This is a genomic window from Aeromonas sp. ZOR0002 (assembly GCF_963866995.1).
Lineage (GTDB): Bacteria > Pseudomonadota > Gammaproteobacteria > Enterobacterales > Aeromonadaceae > Aeromonas > Aeromonas caviae.
Genome location: NZ_CAWMFQ010000298.1, coordinates 1 through 732, shown reverse-complemented (window position 1 = coordinate 732; position 732 = coordinate 1). Strand labels below are relative to the sequence as shown.

General features: G+C 59.6%; 1 protein-coding gene. It reads left to right on the top strand.

All coding sequences use genetic code 11. The features are described 5' to 3' along the window. Positions 1-258: 258 nt before the first annotated feature. Positions 259-732, top strand: a 474-nt coding sequence (locus tag AACR77_RS15855) for a hypothetical protein (protein WP_042882718.1), incomplete at its 3' end; no start/stop codon positions are given.

Sequence of the window (732 nt, the reverse complement as noted above, 5' to 3'; positions counted from 1 at the left end):
AACCCGCAACCATCGGTTTTGGAGACCGCTGTTCTACCAATTGGAACTACGCCCCTGCAACAAACGAGGCGTAGTATACAAAGCGGAGGTCAAAGGTAAAGGCTTTTTTTCTCACTTTCGATGCGATCGAACAAATGACGAGCAGATCCCCGCAATTCCAACAAGGAGCGGGGGTAAGCTGCTGTATTTGCAGCCCCGACGGGGTAGGAATGGGACACAAATGGGGGTAGGGTGAAACCAGGCTCAGGGAGGCTGCCCATGCTCAATTACCGACTGCTGCAACAGCTTGCGCCCCTCAACTTCCGGGATGAGCGCAAGACGGAGACCCTGGCCGATTATCTGGACAGAGTCTCTCCCCTGGCGCCCTCCATTCCCTCCAATGTGCTCGCCCAGTGGATTTACCGTCATTGGCGCGGTTTTGAATCCAACTGGAGCTTTATCGATCTCGCCAGCCACCAGTTCGAGTGCGAGCACTGGCCCACCGCGCAGATTATCGAGCAGATAGACTCCCGCCACATGGAGGTGATCGATCGCTGGGGCGAGATGCTGCGCAGCAACCGCTACGTGCGCCGCTCCTGGCTCGGCGATGACATGCTGCACCGGGGCACCTGGTCCGAGCCCATCATAGTGCTGGCATCGGAGGCGGGCAGCAGCTACCCGGACGGTCACCCCCTGCCCCACCCCTACTGCCTGCTGGAGGGGCACCACAGGCTCGGCTACCTGCGCAGCATG